Source organism: Pseudomonas sp. PS01303, from assembly GCF_029959385.1.
Taxonomy (GTDB): Bacteria; Pseudomonadota; Gammaproteobacteria; order Pseudomonadales; family Pseudomonadaceae; genus Aquipseudomonas; species Aquipseudomonas rustica.
Genome location: NZ_JASCPK010000138.1, coordinates 1 through 15,927 on the forward strand (window position 1 = coordinate 1; position 15,927 = coordinate 15,927).

Sequence of the window (15,927 nt, forward strand, 5' to 3'; positions counted from 1 at the left end):
CGATAGCGGTGTGTCAGCCAGCACATCTAAATCTGACCCACCGCTATCGCGAGCAGGCTCACTCCTACAGGGATCGGGTTTCAACGGAGGAGATAGGGAATGTCGACTTTCACGGCACCCGTCGGGCAATCCTTCTCGCACGGCATGCAGTACCAGCATTCATCGAACGCCATGTAGGCCTTCTGCGTCGCCGGATTAATCGCCAGCAAGTCCATCGGGCAAACGTCGACACACACGGTGCAACCCTTTTCGGCGATGCATTTGTCCTCGTCCACGGTGACGGGGGCGTTGGAGCGGAAGAAGATTTCTTGAGCTTGATAGGCCATGGTTCGGACTCTCTTTCAGGTGTGCATCAAGCGGCAAAGGCGCCGACCCGCAAACGGTCGTAGGCCTGCATTTCCTCGGCATCGAGCGGGATGATGTAAGGCTCGACGGCTTTCTTGAAACTGGTCATCTGACCGTCATCGCCCTTCTTCAAGTGGCAATGGCAGAACCACTCGCTGTCGTTGCGCTGCGGGTGATCGACACGATAGTGATAAAGACCCCAGCGGCTTTCCGCACGGAACAACGAGGCGCGCGCAGCCATTTCGGCGCAGTCGCGAATCACGCTGGTTTCCATGGCGCGCATCAGTTCGTGGGCGTTGTTGGCTTTCATCTGCTCAAGATCGCGTTCGATGTCGCTGAAGCGTTGCAGGCCGATCTGCATTTTCTTGGTCACTTTCGGCGGTTGCAGGTAGTCGTTAACGAAGCGTCGCAGCTTGTATTCGACCTGCGCCGGCGGCAGACCGTGTTCGCGATCCAGCGGCGCGTAGACCCGGGCTTTTTCCTTCTCGATCTGCTCGGCATCCAGCGCAGAAAACTCGCGACCGGCGACAAAATCGGCGGCGTTGTGCCCGGCAAACCAGCCGTAGGTGAAGGCGCCAAGCATGTAGTTATGCGGCACGGCAGCCATGTCACCCGCCGAATACAAACCTTTCACCGAGGTCTCGGCACGCTCGTTGACCCATACACCGGACGCCGAGTGGCCGCTGCAAAAACCGATTTCGGAGATGTGCATTTCAACCATTTGCGTGCGGTAGTCGGTGCCGCGATTGGCGTGGAACTGGCCGCGACTCGGGCGCTCGTTGCTGTGCAGAATTTCCTCGATGTTCTGGATGGTTTCTTCGGCCAGGTGATCGAGTTTGAGGAACACCGGGCCGTTGCCGCTCTCCAGTTCCTGGTGGAATTCCCACATCATCTGCCCGCTCCAGTAGTCGCACTCGATGAAGCGTTCGCCCTTGTTGTTGGCGGTGTAGCCGCCCAGCGGGCCGGTGACGTAAGCGCAGGCCGGGCCGTTGTAATCTTTGATCAGCGGGTTGATCTGAAAGCACTCGAGGTTGGCCAGTTCGGCGCCGGCGTGATAGGCCATCGCGTAGCCGTCGCCGGCATTGGTCGGGTTTTCGTAGGTGCCCATCAGGTAGCCCGAGGATGGCAGGCCGAGTCGCCCGGCAGCGCCGCAGGCGAGGATTACCGCTTTGGCTTTGATCACATGGAAGTCAGCGGTACGGCAATCAAAACCCATCACCCCGTTGACGGTGCCCTCCTCGTCGGTCAGCAATCGCGTGCAGACGAGGCGATTGGTGATGCTCACCCGCGCACGTTTCAACTGGCGATAGAGGACTTTTTTGATGTCGTGCCCTTCCGGCATCGGCAGCACGTAGGCGCCCATGTGATGGACTTTTTTCACTGCGTAATCGCCGGTTTCGTCCTTCTCGAACTTCACACCCCAGCGATCCAACTGTTCGATGGTTTCGAAGCTGTGGGTCGCGTAGGCGTACACCGCAGCTTGGTTGACGATGCCGTCATTGGCGATGGTGATTTCCTTGGTGTACTGCTCCGGCGTCGAGTGGCCGGGGATGATCGCGTTGTTCAGGCCGTCCATGCCCATGCTGATCGCGCCGCTGCGTTTGACGTTGGCCTTGTCGACCAGCAACACGCGCAAGTCGCGGTTCTTTTCCTTGGCCTTGATCGCGGCCATCGGCCCGGCAGTGCCGCCGCCGATGACGACGATGTCGTATTCCTGTTCGAGAACGTTGCGGGTCATGCCTGCTCCCCTTTTTGCCGGTCGATCCGCAGGCGGTACTGGAATGCATCGCCACGGTAGTAAAGGTGTTCGAAGTCCAGCGGTTGGCCCTGGGCGTCGTGGGTCAGACGTTCGATGCGCATGATCGGCGAGCCAGCCTCGACATTCAGCGCCTGGGTCAGGTCGCTGTCGGCCAGCACCGCGTCGATGGCCAGATCAGCGTGACCGAGGGCGATGCCGCAGTCGTTTTCGAGGATCAGAAAGATGTCGCGGGTGACCAGATCAGCCTTCTCCAACCGCTCGCCGACGGCTTTGGGCAGGTGGGTGATTTCAAGCGAAATCGGCTCGCGGTTGATTAGCCGCACGCGTTTGATCTGCGCGACGATCTCGCCTTCGGCGACCTGCAAACGCTCGGCCACGCGCTTGTCGGCCGGGATGAATTTGAAGCTGCGCAGGCGGTTGATCACCTCGTAACCGCGCCCGGTCATGGACTCGGCGAGGCCTTGCAGGCTGCTGACGTTTTGAAAGGTTTTCGGCTTGGCGACGAAGGTGCCTTTGCCGTGGATCTTGAAGATCAGGCCTTCCTTTTGCAGATCGCCGAGCGCCTGACGCACTGTGATGCGGCTGACTTTGAACAGTGCACCGAGTTCGCTTTCGGACGGCATCTGACTGTCTTGCGGGTATTCGCCGTCGAGAATGCGCGCACGGAGGACGTCGCGTAATTGGGTGTGCAGAGGAACGCTACTGAGGGAGAGAACGTTATCGGTCATCGCGGGATCACTTGTTATAACGAGTTATGACGTGATCTTAGAGTTGTTATGACAAGGTTAGAAATATTGTTTGGGCATAACCTTAGATTCGGTGTTGAAAATCAAAAGATCGCAGCCTTCGGCAGCTCCTACATGAGACCGCGATCCCCTGTAGGAGCTGCCGAAGGCTGCGATCTTTTGATCTTAACGTTTGAGGATTTGATCCATGACCCAGTCAGTCTTGAGCGCTTGCTCGGCGACTGCAGGGTGTTGTGAATCACCCCGAATATGCGCATTCATGCCCAGCACGTGATGCCACTGGATGTGTTCGTGATGCGGGATTTCCAGGCTGACGACTTCATCCGCATGCAGTTGCACAGGATGTTCATCAAACACCGAAAAACTGATCCGCCCCAGGCTGCCGATGATCTCGACACGATCCTCGCGCCGATCCGCAACAAAACTCCAGCAACCCATGCCCAAGGCCCCGGAGGCGAATCGCCAACTGGCGCTGACGGCATCTTCCGCCGCGTACAGACCCGCCTGTCGCGCCGTGAATCCGGCCACTTCAACGATATCGCCGAGCAGATACTGAAACAGGTCAAAACCGTGGCTGGCCAGATCGGCGAAGTAACCGCCACCGGCCACCGCCGGATCGGTGCGCCAGTTGTCGCGGCCATCGAGATCAACCGGCGACGGCGCTTTGGTCAGCGTCCAGCTCAGATGTCGAACCTCACCGATGCGCCCCTCCTCCAGCCACTGCCGCACCTGCGCAAATCGCGGCAATGAACGACGGTAGTAGGAAACGAACAAGTGCAGACCAGCGTCGGCAAACGCCTGTTGCATCTCGCGGCTTTGCCCGGCGTTCAGCGCCATGGGTTTTTCCACGCAGCAATGTTTGCCGGCGGCGGCGACTTTCAGGCTGTAGGCGTGGTGGCTGTCGGGTGGCGTGGCGATGTACACCGCGTCGACCTCGGGATCGTTGATCAGCGCATCGACATCGGTGTAGACCCGCGCGATGCCGTGGCGCGCAGCGTAGTCAGTCACCGCTTGAAGGCGTCGGCCCATCACCGCCACCAGCGCAGAACCAGGCGCCTTGTAGAAGGCCGGCCCGCTCTTGCGTTCAGCGACGCTGCCGCACCCGATCATGCCCCAACGCACCACGTTCATTTTTTACTCCTTTAGCCGATGCGCAAGGCGCGCAGATCGAGGTGACCATCCTTCAACGGCGGGCACCAGTAGTAACCACCGGTGATCGGCCGGCTGATGCGATACAGACCGTCGGTGATGCCATCTTCGAGACCGCTCATGCGTCGCAGTTGTGCTTCGAAGGCATCCAGCGAGAAGCCGAACGCGAGGAACATCAGGCCCGCACGATCGCCTTCAATCCACGGCATCGAACGGCGCACGACGAACGCTTCCGGCGCGAAGCTTTCCTGCGCGGTGCGTTTGACGTGGGCGGAGACTGGCGCGTCGTCGATCTCTTCGTTGTCGCTGAGGCGACGGCCCATGATGTTGTCTTTGTCATCGGCCGAGAGTTTGTGGAAACCCTTGAGATCGTGCTGCCACTGCTGGATTGCGGCGAAGCTGCCGCCGACCATGCCGTCAGTGCCGGCGCTTTGCAGGGCGGCGGCGATGGCGGCTTCGTCGTGCGGGTTTTCAGTGCCGTCTTCGTAGCCGGTCAGGTCGTGGCCGTCCTTGTGGCGGAAGGCTTCCTGCATCTCAACCAGGCACAGGGCCGGGGCGAGTGCGGCTTCGAGGGCGTTGCAGCGGTTGAGCAATTCACCACGGTCGACGCCGTGCAGCCAGACCCACAGTGCGTGTTGAGTCGACGGGTTTTCCACGCCGACGCCGGACATCGCCGGGAAGCTGCGCAGGCCGTCAATCTGGACGTTGAGGGCCTTGACCAGGGATTCACCGAAACCGACCACCGCCGACTTGCCGTCCACCAGATTCATCAGGTTGTCGATCGCCTGTGGCAGCGCTTCAACTGACTGAAGCGCGAAAAACAGGTGACGTGCTTGCGCAGGAACGGGGGTGGCGAGAATGCCCGGCTGGTAGTAACTCATGTGAACTCCTCGAAAAAGTGCGCGGAGTTTACCTGTAGCCAGACAGTTTGTGGGGTTGAAGCAAGATCAAAAGATCGCAGCCTTCGGCAGCTCCTACAGGGATCAGGGTAGGAGCTGCCGAAGGCTGCGATCTTTTGATCTTTTAAACAGCTGTAACGCTTTCCTGGCGCCACGCACTCGGGCTCATCCCCGTCCACCGCTTGAACGCCCGGCGAAAACTGCGCACATCGCTGTAGCCCACCTCTTCGGTAATCCGCTCTATCGGCATGTCCGGGTTCGCCAGCAGACTCATCGTCCGCGCCTGCCGCACTTGCTCCAGCAGCGCCTCAAACGTCAGCGCATGCTCGGTCAACCGTCGGCGCAAGGTGCGGCTGCTCATGTTCAAATCACCGGCAATCTTCTCGATATGACTGCCGCTGCTCAGATCCCGCGCAATCGCCCGCTCCACCGCCTGAATCAGATCAAGCTTCTGATGCACCTGCGCCGCTTCCAGCTCCAGCAGTTTCACTGCCTGCCGCAGCGCCAGCGAATGGTGATTGGGCAGGTTCACATCGAGCCAGCGCACATCGATCAACATGCGATTGTGCAGGCAACCGAAGCGCACATTCGGCCCAAGCAGTCGGTGATATTCGCTCAGGTAATCCGGCGCGGCATGCACAAACTCCACCGCAATCGGCGCAAAATCAGCCCCGGCTAGCGCCCGGCCGTACACCAGCAAACTGGCAAAAAACTCCTCGACCGCGAACACCTGCACTTCGGCGAACGGCAACCGACAATCAGCATCAAGGTGCACCTGATCGCCAACCACATCGACACTCGACACCACAATCCCGCCCGACGTGTGCTGATGACGAATGCCCAAGGCAAACGCGTCGCGCAAAGTCTTGCACAGCGACAACACATGCCCGAGCAAGCCCAGCGTGCCCAGCACATTCTGTGCGCCCACCCATAAGCCGAGGCCCTGATTGGGCAGCACTTTTAACGCGCGCTGAATCATCGCCACAGCCTGGCGATAGGAAATCCGCTGCGCCGGATCCTGCAGGTCTTCAAGGGTAAAACCCAGGCCACGGCACAGGCTCTCGGGCTCGACGCCCTTGTTCTGCGCGACTTCGGCGAGGGTTTGCAGGAGGAACGGCGACACCAGCGCCAGTTCGAAAGTGGGGTCTTGGACTTTTACATTCATGGGGGCTGACTATCCGGATCACGCTTGATTGTTATTTTTGTAACCGGTTATGTCGAAGGAAGTTAGCACAGGCGTGACGGACTGTCCGCAGAAGTCCCCCTCAGTGTCCGCCAATACCCTGCCCTGACAGGCGCCAACGGCTTATTTCTATAGTGCCGGGCGTGCTGCGTACCGGCGTTGCGTCACAACACAATAATAATGAGGACGGATATGCACCCGAACCGCGCGACATTCCCCTTGCGCCTGGCCCTTTCCTTGCTGGGCTGCGCCGCGACTGTACCGGCGCTGGCCACCGAAGCCGGCGTCGACAACATCGGCCCCGGCACCGACGGTTTCTTCATGCTGCCGCTGGAAGTCGACAGCCTTCCGGAGAACATGGTCGCGTTCAACGTCTACTACAACCATTACAAGTCGAGCAAGCTCAACATCAGTTCGCTGGGCGGCAAGGTGCCGAATGTCGAAATTGAATCGACGGCGGTGATTCCGCGCCTCGACTACTTGAGCCCGGTGCGCGTGTTCGGTGGGCGTCTGGCCGGCTACATCGCACAGCCGTGGTTGAAGCAGGAAGTCTCGGTGTTCGGCCTCAGCGACACACGCGAAGGCATGGGCGACACCACCGTTGCGCCGATCATTTTGTGGGATATGGGCAAAAACCTGACCCTCGGCGCGGCCCTGGAAATCACCGTGCCGACCGGCGAATACAGCGTCGATCGGCTGGCAAACACCAGCAACAATTTCTACACCTACAAGCCGCTGTTCTCCTTCACCTGGCTGCCGACGGATAAAACCGAGGTGTCGATGAAGACCACCTACAGCTTCAACGAGAAGAACAAAGACACCGACTACAAGTCCGGGCAGATCTTCCACTTCGATTATTCGGCCAGCTACAAGCTCACCGACGACCTGATGCTCGGCATCAACGGCTACTTCCTCCAGCAAACCACCGACGACAAACAGTTCGGCCACACCGTGCAATTCGCCGGGCAGGATGTCGACGACGGCGTGCGCGGCAAAGTGTTCGCCATCGGCCCGGCGCTGCACTGGACGTTCCTCAAATACGCCAGCGCGGAGATCCGCTGGGCCAAGGAATTCGACGTGGAAAATCGCCCGGAAGGCGAAATGCTCTGGGCCAAGGTCAGCATCCCCTACGCCTTCTGACGCGTAAACCTGTAGGAGCAGAGCTTGCTCGCGAAGGCGGCATGTCAGGTATTAGAGGTGTCGCCTGACACTACGCCTTCGCGAGCAAGCTCAGCTCCTACGGACAAGCGGTGTTCATGCGAGCATTTCTACTGCGCAAACAAGCGGCTTAATTCACCACCGGAATCCAAGCCGCCCGCGCCACATCTGCCGTATCGCCAAACGCCGGCAGTTTCTGCGCCAGGTCGCGCACGTTCTTCACGTCGAGATCCAGCAACTGCTGCCGCGTGATCAAGGTCGGTGGCACCAGCACGTGCTGCCCCGGGTTTTCCCCGGCAATCAGCATCGCCAGACTGCGCACGCTGATCGCACCGGCGACTTGTGGATTGACCGCTGCCGTCGCGGCCCAGGCGCTGTTGGGTTCTTTCATGATCTGGATATCGGCGGTGGAGATGTCGGCGCTGTAGATTTTCACTTTGCTCGCCAGTCCGGCTTCGTCGACGGCGATTTTCGCGCCTTTGGCGAATTCGTCGAACGGCGCGAAGATCACGCTGATGTCGGGATTGGCGCGCAGCACGGCGCTGGCCTGATCGGCGACGGAGTTGGCGATTGGCGGGTTGAGCGTGCCGAAACGCGCTTTCTCGATGATCCCCGGATTGGCCTTTTTCACCTGACTCCAGATCTCGTCACGTCGCTCCATCGGGGTAAAACCGCTGATGTACACGTAGCCAGCGTCGAAGCGCGTGCCGTTGTCCTTCACCGCTTGATCGAGTGCCAGACGCGCCAGTGCGTGGTGATCCTGTTCAACTTGGGTGACTTGCGGCGTGTTCAGATCAACATCGAAGGCAACGACTTTGATGCCTTTGGCGAGCGCCCGGTCGATCGGGCCTTTGAGAGTTTCGGCCAGACCGAGTTGCACGATGATGCCGTCGACACCGAGGTCAGCCGCCTGATCGATCATCTCGCCCTGACTCGCCGCCTGCTGCCGCGCATCAAACACCCGCAGATTGGCGCCGAGCGCTTCAGTCTGTTTCTCCACACCACGCAAATACGCTTCGGGAAAATCCCCGGAAAACAGATAGCCCACCAACGCAATCTGCACCTGGCCCTTATCGAACGGCGCCGGAGCGCCGGGCAATGCCTTGGCCTGCGCGTTAAGCGCCAATACCGAAAGCACCGCGCCGGTGAGGCAATGGCGCGCGAACTGTTTGATTGAACCGTGCATACAACATCCTTGAATAAAAGCAGCTCAGCGCGCCCGATGCGCGAGGCCGAAGGTGAACATCAGGGCCAGCACCAACACCAGTCCCTTGACGAAATCCTGCGCGTAATACGGCGCATTGAGCATGGTCAGGCCATTGAGCAGCGAGGCGACCAACAGTGCGCCGATCAGCGTGCCAAAGGCGTTGGGTTTCTTCGCGCCGAGCACGGCAAAACCGATCAGCGCGGCGCCAAGCGCGTCGAGCACCAGACCGTTGCCGGAGCTGACATCGCCACGGCCCAACCGCGCCGCGAGCAACAATCCGCCGAGCGACGCCAGTAACGACGACAGCACGTAAGCCAACAGTTTGAAGCGCTGCACCGGCGCCCCGGCCAGTCGCGCAGCCTGCTCGTTGCCGCCGATGGCATAGAACAGCCGACCGATGCGCGTACGTTCAAGAAACAGCCACACCGCCACCGCAACCACCGCAGTGATCAACACCGGAATTGGTACGACTTCCCACAGCCGCCCACGGCCCAACGCAAGAAACGCGGCACTGAATGCGCCCTCGGTTTCCTCACCGTTGGGCAGCGTCATGCCCACCGCAATCGAGCGGCCACCGGTAGGAATTAACTGCACGCCGATCACCAGAAACATGCTGCCCAACGTGGCAAGAATGTCCGGCACCCGCAGTTTGACGATCAGCCAGCCATTGAGCAGGCCGACCAGCGCACCGCCCGCCAGGCTGATCAACACCGCCGGCACCGCGCCCCAACCGAGCACGACCATGACGTAACTGGCGATCATCAGGCTCATCGCCGCGACCGCGCCAATCGACAAATCGAGGCCACCGACGGCCATGGTCAAGGTCACGCCCAAGGCCAGCAGCGCGACAATCGATACCGATTGCAGAATGCTGAACAGATTGCCGACACGCAGAAACGCCGGCTCTGCGAAGCTGAAAAACACCACGATGGCCGCCAGCAGCCACAACAGGCCATAGCGGATCAACGCTTGCAGCAGGCGCTCGGCAGGTGCCGGTGCGCTCGATAACAGTGAACTCGAATCAGGCACTCGCTCTGCTCCTTGGCGTGGCTTGAGGGGGATGTTCGGTAACGTCGCTGCCGGCCAATGCCGCGACCAGTTCGGCACGGTTCAGACCGGCGCGCGGGTATTCGGCGACGACCGCGTGATCGCGCACCAGGAGAATTCGATCGGCAATTTCCAGCGCTTCATCGACATCGGCGCAAATCACCAGCGTCGCCCGGCCCTTGGCACTGTCGCGCAGCAGTTGGCCGATTTCGCGACGGGCGCGGACGTCGACACCCTGGAACGGTTCATCAAGGATCAACACCCGCCCTTCCCCGAGCAGCCAGCGGCCGAGTACAACCTTTTGCTGATTGCCGCCGGACAGCGCAGGCATCGGCACATCGATGCCGGCAGTCTTGATGCCCAGCGCGGCGACCTGCGCTTCGACCGCCGCCGCTTCGGCGCGATTGCGAATAAAACCGCCACGGGTGAAACGCTCCAGAAACGGCAAGGTCAGCGTGCGACGCAGAGAGAAATCCGGCACCAGCGAATGACTGGCGCGATCTTCGGCGGCGTAGAAAACCCCGCTGCGAATCGCCTCCCGTGGCGAACCCGGCTGCCAGTCAACGCCAGCCAATTGCACGCTGCCCTCCGCCAATGAGCGTAAACCGAACAGCACTTCGGCGATCTCGGTTTTGCCGGCGCCGAGCAACCCGGTCAGCACCACCACTTCGTTTTCGTGCAAGGTCAGATCGAAAGGCTTCGAGCGCGGCAGCACTTTTACCGCACGGAGTTTCAGCACTTCCCGCCCTGCCACTTGCGGCGTGTAAACATGCGCGGCCAGTGATTGCCCAAGCATTGCGTGAACCGCCTCGGGCAACTGCCGAGCGCTGAATTCGCCGGCCAACCGCCCGTCACGCAAAACAATCGCGCGATCAGCCACCCGTTGCAGATCGGACAAGCGATGCGAGATATACAAAATCGCCACGCCACGGCTGCGCAACGTGTCGATCAAACCAAACAGGCGCTGCGCTTCGGCATCGGATAATGCCGCCGTCGGCTCGTCGAGAATCAGCAAACGCGGCTGCAAGGCAAAGGCGCGAGCGAGTACGACCAATTGCCGTTCGGCCTGGCCAAGATGTTCGATGGGTTGCTCCAGCGGCAAGCTCAGGCCGAGACCGGCGGCGATACTCGCGGCGCGTTCCAGCAGGCGTTTGCGGTTAAGCCAGAAGTTCGCATCGGGCTTGCACAGCTCATCGAGCAGGAGGTTTTCGGCCACGCTCAAACCCGGCGCGATGCCCTCGTTGATCTGCTGATGCACCGCAACAATCCCGACCCTGCGCGCCGACAGTGGCGAGCTGAAATGGCGCGGCTGGCCCTCGACGAGAATCTCGCCAGCATCCGCGTTTTGACTGCCGGCGAGAATCTTCACCAACGTCGATTTCCCGGCGCCATTGGCGCCGAGTAACGCGACCACTTCGGCGGGATAAATCTCAAGGCTGACCCGATCCAGTGCCCGGTTCGAGCCAAACGCTTTGCTCAGTTCACGTACCCGAATCAGTGGCTCAGGTGCCACGGCGACAGGCGCACTCATAAATTTCCTTAGCGGCGATGAGCCAGCGAACGCACGAGCCGATCGCCCAGGCTTTGCACGCCCTGAACGAGGATGACCAACACCACCACGGTGACGACCATCACTTCATTGTTGAAACGCTGATAGCCATAACGGATCGCCAGATCGCCGAGCCCGCCGCCACCGATGACCCCGGCCATCGAGGAAAAACCGATCAACATCACCAGCGTCAGGGTGATGCCCGCGAGCAACGCCGGCAGGGCTTCGGGCAGCAGCACTTTGAAAATCACATGGCCGATGTCGCCACCCATGGCGAGGATCGCTTCGATGCGGCCCTTGTCGACTTCGTCCAGCGCGTTTTCGACGATGCGCGCGAAGAACGGAAACGCGCCAATGGTGATCGGCACTACCGCAGCCGTGCTACCCAGCGTGGTGCCGACGACCAGACGGGTCAGCGGAATCAAGGCGATCAGCATCACCACGAACGGCAGCGAACGTCCGAGATTGACCAGACTGCTGAGGGCCGCGTTGAAACGCGGCATCGGCCGCAATCCGTCACGGCGACTGATAAACAGCAGCACACCCAGCGGCAAACCGATCAGCAGCGTGAACAGCCCCGCGAGCAACACCATGTACAGGGTTTCGCCAGTGGCGTTGAACACCAGTTGCAGGATTTCATCCCAATTGATCGAACGGTTCATGACTGCGCCGCCCTTACGCCGTATTGCTTGAGGAAGGTCAGGCCCGGGGCGTCATGGCCCAGCGGTAATCCGCAAGTCGGACGCAGTGAACTGCCGAGCGCCGATTGCGGATCGGCGAGCAGCCGTGGCACCGGCCCGGCCTCGACCAGCCGTCCATTGGCCATAAATGCGGCGTGATCGCAGATCGACTTGACCACATCGAGCTCGTGGGTGATCAGCACGATGGTCAGGCCCAATTGCCGATTGATGTCGCGCAGCAGATCAAGAATTGAAGCGGTGGTTTCCGGGTCGAGGGCGCTGGTGGCTTCGTCCGACAACAGATACGCAGGCTCCGCAGCCAAGGCGCGGGCAATCCCTACTCGCTGCTTTTGCCCGCCGGACAGTTGCGACGGAAAGGCTTGCGCCTTGTCGCTCAAACCGACCAGTTCCAGCAGTTCGCGAACTCGCACATGGCGCCACGGTTTGCCGACGTTGGCGATTTCCAGCGGCACGGCGATGTTGTCGAACACGTTGCGCGAGTGCAGCAGGTTGAAGCCCTGAAAGATCATGCCGATGCGCTGACGTTGCTTGCGCAGTTCGCTGTCGGACAGCGCCAGCAGATCCACACCATCAATCAGAATTTTGCCGCTGTCCGGTCGTTCAAGCAGGTTGAGGCAACGCAGCAGCGTCGACTTGCCCGCCCCGCTCCGCCCGAGAATCCCGTAGACCGCGCCGTCAGGAATGCTCAGCGAGACCTGATCCAGCGCCGGTTGCGTGGCCGACGCGTAGGTTTTGCTCAACTGCTCGACGGCGATCATGGCTTGCCGCCCGCCACCGGAATCACCGAGCCGGCAAAGTTATCGGTGATGTATTTGGCGACTTCCGGCGAGGTCAGATCCTTGGCCAGTTGCGCGATGCGCGGATCGTGCTCCAGCTTCGGTGTGGTCACCAGAATGTTGGCATAGGGATTGTGCTCGGCCTTCTCGAGGCCCAAGGCGTCTTTGGCCGGCACCAGACCTGCGTCGAGCGCGTAGTTGCCGTTGATCACCGCCAGATCGACGTCGTCGAGCGAGCGTGGAATCTGCGGCGATTCGATTTCGAGGATCTTCAGTTGTTTCGGGTTTTCGGCGATGTCCTTGGGCGTTGCCTGATCGGCGGCCGGATCGTTGAAACCGGGTTTGAGCTTGATCAGGCCGTTGTCCTGCAACAGGTACAGCGCGCGGCTCAAGTTGGTGACGTTGTTGGGTACGGCGACCGTGCCTTTTTCCGGCACGTCGGCGAAGCTTTTGTGCCGACGTGAATAAATCCCCAATGGCTCGATATGCACCGTGGCCGCCACCGCGAGTTTCTCGCCGAGCGCCTGCTCCTGAGATTTCAGATACGGCAGGTGCTGGAAGTAATTGGCGTCGACATCACCGTGTACCAGCAGCTCATTGGAGTTCACACCGTTGGGGATTTCGATGACTTTGAGGTTGAGTTGCGGATCGATTTTCTGGATATACGCGAGGATCTGCGCGTGGGGCACCGGGTCGGCGGCAACGCGTAACGGTTCCAGGGCCTGCGCGCCGAAAGAGCTCACCAGTGCGCCGAGGACGGCCAGGGTCAAACCTGCTTTTTTAATCATGTGCGGAGTCCTTGAGCGAATGATGAATCAGGCGGTTTTACGAACAGGTACTGGCGGCAGCAACGCGTCGCCGTAGAAGCGCTGCGCAACGTCCGGATGTGAGCGCAAACGACCCTTGAGGTAGTTCCAGCCGACATCACGAAACAGCGGATTGAGCGGATCACTCGCCGGCCCGCGCGCCTCGCGCAACAGCACGGTGGGCAACGGGTACAGCGGCACCACCGCATCGAGTTGCGCGCCGAGGAAGAACGCGATCGACAGGCGTTCGCTGCCCGCCGGTGGCGATACCACGCGGTGCACCGTGGCGCGCAGATAACCGTTGGTGGCCAGTTCGAGCAGCTCGCCGATGTTCACCACCAAGGTGTTTTCGCGGGGTAATGCGTCGATCCAGCGGCCCTCTTCGATCTCGACTTGCAGCCCGGCCTGTTGGTCTTGCAGCAGAAAACTCAAGAACCCGGAATCCTTGTGCGCGCCGACGCCTTGATGGCTCGCCTCGCTCAACTGGCCGGGGTAGCGCATCAGCTTGATGTGTTCGTTGGGTTTGTCACCATAGAGCTGATCGAAGGCATCGGCGCGCAGTGACAGCGCCTGAGCGAAGGCCCGCAGCAAGCGCAACGACATGCGCGTCATCGCCTGTTGCCATTCGAGCAGCAACGGTTTCAGTTCGGGGAGTGCCGCTGGCCATTGGTTGGGGCCTTGCAGCCGCGCCCACAATGGACTGTCTTCGTTTAACGGTAGAGCCTCACGCTCGGCGCCGAGATCAAACTGTTCGCGCTGATCGGGTTGCCCGCGAGTGATCTCGGAAGCCGCACGGTTGTAGCCGCGAAAATGCGGCGAATTGATCATGCCGACGGCGGTTTTTTCGCTGTCGGGCAAGGCGAAGAATTGTCGGGCGTGGGCCTGCACTTGCTCGAGCAGCGTACTGTCGATGCCGTGGCCGGTGAGGTAGAAGAAACCGACATCACGGGCGGCGTGGCGCAGGCTTTCCAGAAATTGGTAACGCTGTTGTGCGGTGCCTTCGAACAGGGACAGGTCGAGGGTTGGCAGTGTGGTGATATCCAAGGTATGCGGCATGATTCACTCCTGGGTGAACCAAACCTGAAGAACCTTTGATCGATTCAGCGTGTGCCGTCATGGCAATCGGGGGTCTATCGGTTTGATGCGTTTATTCGTCGTTGAGGACAAAACTAAACGATCTTAAAAACGCTGGGCCAATATCTTTTTTGCATTACCTTAGGCCTGTTTTCCCCTCACCCCAGCCCTCTCCCAGAGGTAGAGGGGGCCGACCGTGGTGTCTGGCGTGATACATCGACCTGAAAGATCGTGGCGATTATGGATTCGGCAGAAATCGTTCAGGTCGAATCCCCATTCAGCGCTCTCTCACCCTCAGGTAGAGGGGCCGACCGTGGTGTCTGGCGTGATACATCGACCTGAAAGATCGTGGCGATTATGGATTCGGCAGAAATCGTTCAGGTCGGCGTATCTCGCAAGCATCCCCCATTCAGTCCCCTCTCCCTCCGGGAGAGGGTTAGGGTGAGGGCCACAAACAACGCGGTATCAATCCGTTTGCAACGCGCGGGGGCGTTGGCTGCGCTGTTCGGCGCTGGCATCTGGCGCGGGTTGCAGCTGGAAGTCGAACTTGAGTTTGGCGTGGCGTCCCAACGTTTCGTGCTCATGGAACACCACCTCGCCGACCAACCCTTCACGGGTCGCGTAAGCAAAGTCATCCCACAAATATTGATCGCCCGACAGATTGATCTGAGTGGTCAGGTGCCGATGCCCCGGTGCGCTGATAAAAAAGTGCACATGCGCCGGACGCTGGCCGTGGCGGCCGAGCAAGTTCAGACATTCCTGCGTCGGGCCTTGCGGGTCGCAGCCATATCCGGAGGGGACGATGCTGCGTGCGCGGTAACGGCCTTCGGCATCGGTGATGATCCGGCGGCGCAGGTTGTATTCGGACTGGCTCGGATCAAAAAACGAGTAGGTGCCTTTGGTATTGGCGTGCCACACGTCGACTGTGGCGCCGGCCAGCGGCTGGCCGTGGAGGTCAAGCACCTGGCCTTGGAGAAACATCACCGTGGCAACGCCGTCCTCGCTGCTATCGTCCATGCGGCACTCGCCTTCACACATCGGCGCACCCGCGATGTAGAGCGGCCCTTCGATGGTGCGCGGCGTGCCGCCGGTCAAGCCGATTTGTGCGTCTTTGGCGTCTTGGAGCAGGTCGAGGAAGTGTTCGATGCCAAGACCGGCGACCAACAACCCCGCCTCCGAGCGACCGCCCAAACGATTGAGATAGTCGACGGCTTTCCAGAATTCGTCTTCGCTGATTTCGAGGTCTTCGATGATTTTCGCGGTGTCCTGCAGTACGCGCAAAACGATGGTTTTCAAGCGCGAACTGCCGTCGTCGTTGGTGAAGCCGGCGGCTTCTTTGAAGAAGGTTTGCAGCTCAGGCGTATGGGCAATTTTCACGGTCATGGTGGGTTACCTCATCTTGTTATTGTGTTGACGCAGTTCTTAATTCACACCCTTTTCCCTTGTAGGAGTGAGCCTGCTCGCGATCGCGGTCAATCAGTCGCTATGGATGCTGAATAAACGACCGCTATCGCGAGAAGGCTCACAC

15 protein-coding genes are annotated in these 15,927 nt (G+C 60.2%); 1 reads left to right on the forward strand and 14 read right to left on the reverse strand.

Annotated features, from left to right (window positions below; genetic code table 11):
* Positions 1–80: 80 nt before the first annotated feature.
* The 6 genes from QMX93_RS25140 to QMX93_RS25165 form a co-directional block, all read right to left on the reverse strand.
* Positions 81–326 (reverse strand): ferredoxin family protein, encoded by a 246-nt coding sequence (locus tag QMX93_RS25140; RefSeq protein WP_003225615.1) that lies wholly within the window; start codon positions 324–326, stop codon positions 81–83.
* A 26-nt stretch (positions 327–352) separates the two neighbouring features.
* Positions 353–2,083, reverse strand: coding sequence for a fumarate reductase/succinate dehydrogenase flavoprotein subunit (locus QMX93_RS25145; protein WP_122600338.1), 1,731 nt, complete (start codon positions 2,081–2,083; stop codon positions 353–355).
* A complete protein-coding gene (locus tag QMX93_RS25150; RefSeq protein WP_282358327.1) occupies positions 2,080–2,832 on the reverse strand; it encodes a GntR family transcriptional regulator in 753 nt (250 codons plus the stop codon). Before QMX93_RS25150 ends, QMX93_RS25145 begins: the two co-directional genes overlap by 4 nt.
* Before the next feature lie 183 nt (positions 2,833–3,015).
* Positions 3,016–3,981 carry a Gfo/Idh/MocA family oxidoreductase gene (locus QMX93_RS25155; protein ID WP_282358328.1) on the reverse strand — a complete coding sequence of 322 codons (966 nt, stop codon included), beginning with the start codon at positions 3,979–3,981 and terminating at the stop codon, positions 3,016–3,018.
* 11 nt (positions 3,982–3,992) lie between these two features.
* Positions 3,993–4,880 carry a Dyp-type peroxidase gene (locus tag QMX93_RS25160; RefSeq protein WP_282358329.1) on the reverse strand — a complete coding sequence of 296 codons (888 nt, stop codon included), beginning with the start codon at positions 4,878–4,880 and terminating at the stop codon, positions 3,993–3,995.
* A gap of 142 nt (positions 4,881–5,022) precedes the next feature.
* Positions 5,023–6,063: an AraC family transcriptional regulator gene (locus tag QMX93_RS25165; protein ID WP_282358331.1), complete on the reverse strand. Its 1,041-nt coding sequence runs from the start codon at positions 6,061–6,063 to the stop codon at positions 5,023–5,025.
* A 210-nt stretch (positions 6,064–6,273) separates the two neighbouring features.
* Between QMX93_RS25165 and QMX93_RS25170 the strand changes: the two genes are divergently transcribed.
* Positions 6,274–7,221: a transporter gene (locus QMX93_RS25170; protein ID WP_282358332.1), complete on the forward strand. Its 948-nt coding sequence runs from the start codon at positions 6,274–6,276 to the stop codon at positions 7,219–7,221.
* A gap of 148 nt (positions 7,222–7,369) precedes the next feature.
* On the opposite strand, the gene QMX93_RS25175 is transcribed toward QMX93_RS25170, so the two are convergent.
* From QMX93_RS25175 to catA, 8 genes are all read right to left on the reverse strand, one after another.
* Complete coding sequence (locus QMX93_RS25175) at positions 7,370–8,425, reverse strand: substrate-binding domain-containing protein (RefSeq protein WP_282358333.1); 1,056 nt, start codon at positions 8,423–8,425, stop codon at positions 7,370–7,372.
* Between the two features lie 24 nt (positions 8,426–8,449).
* Entirely contained in the window at positions 8,450–9,475 is a 1,026-nt protein-coding gene (locus QMX93_RS25180; RefSeq protein WP_053119568.1) for an ABC transporter permease, read from the reverse strand.
* Positions 9,468–11,024, reverse strand: a complete 1,557-nt coding sequence (locus QMX93_RS25185) for a sugar ABC transporter ATP-binding protein (protein WP_282358334.1) — start codon at positions 11,022–11,024, stop codon at positions 9,468–9,470. The genes QMX93_RS25180 and QMX93_RS25185 overlap by 8 nt, the downstream gene beginning before the upstream one ends.
* Before the next feature lie 8 nt (positions 11,025–11,032).
* Complete coding sequence (locus QMX93_RS25190) at positions 11,033–11,704, reverse strand: methionine ABC transporter permease (RefSeq protein WP_349016508.1); 672 nt, start codon at positions 11,702–11,704, stop codon at positions 11,033–11,035.
* On the reverse strand, positions 11,701–12,501 hold the full coding sequence (locus tag QMX93_RS25195) for a methionine ABC transporter ATP-binding protein (RefSeq protein ID WP_212544552.1): 801 nt from the start codon (positions 12,499–12,501) through the stop codon (positions 11,701–11,703). The genes QMX93_RS25190 and QMX93_RS25195 overlap by 4 nt, the downstream gene beginning before the upstream one ends.
* Positions 12,498–13,307 carry a MetQ/NlpA family ABC transporter substrate-binding protein gene (locus tag QMX93_RS25200; RefSeq protein ID WP_053119562.1) on the reverse strand — a complete coding sequence of 270 codons (810 nt, stop codon included), beginning with the start codon at positions 13,305–13,307 and terminating at the stop codon, positions 12,498–12,500. Before QMX93_RS25200 ends, QMX93_RS25195 begins: the two co-directional genes overlap by 4 nt.
* 27 nt (positions 13,308–13,334) lie before the next feature.
* Positions 13,335–14,381: an isopenicillin N synthase family oxygenase gene (locus tag QMX93_RS25205; protein WP_282358336.1), complete on the reverse strand. Its 1,047-nt coding sequence runs from the start codon at positions 14,379–14,381 to the stop codon at positions 13,335–13,337.
* A gap of 483 nt (positions 14,382–14,864) precedes the next feature.
* Positions 14,865–15,782 carry a catechol 1,2-dioxygenase gene (gene catA / locus QMX93_RS25210; protein WP_282358338.1) on the reverse strand — a complete coding sequence of 306 codons (918 nt, stop codon included), beginning with the start codon at positions 15,780–15,782 and terminating at the stop codon, positions 14,865–14,867.
* Between the last annotated feature and the right edge of the window lie 145 nt (positions 15,783–15,927).